Source organism: Novosphingobium sp. CCH12-A3 (assembly GCF_001556015.1).
Taxonomy (GTDB): domain Bacteria; phylum Pseudomonadota; class Alphaproteobacteria; order Sphingomonadales; family Sphingomonadaceae; genus Novosphingobium; species Novosphingobium subterraneum.
On sequence record NZ_LSIA01000113.1, the window covers coordinates 1 to 264 of the forward strand.

Here is a 264-nt window from a genome sequence, read left to right on the forward strand (position 1 = left end):
GAGCGGATGGGAGTGTCGTTGACGTCAACGGTGAAGTCGCCTTCAGCGAACACGTACAGATGGTGACGAGATGATAAGATATCTCTTCCTTGCGATCACGATCATCTTCTACGGACATGTCCCGGCATCGGCACAGAATTATACGGTGAATTCCGTTTCCGGCGGCAACCTCGGCACCATTGTCTCGGCAACTTCCGGTTCGAGCCAGATGGACACCCGCAAAAACCTGGTAGTTCGAGGCGGATTGGTCCGAGGAAGGGTGGT

General features: G+C 54.5%; 1 protein-coding gene. It reads left to right on the forward strand.

Annotated elements, in window-relative coordinates:
- Window positions 1–70: 70 nt before the first annotated feature.
- The coding region (locus AX703_RS28290; protein ID WP_231735456.1) for a hypothetical protein at window positions 71–264 on the forward strand (194 nt) is incomplete at its 3' end.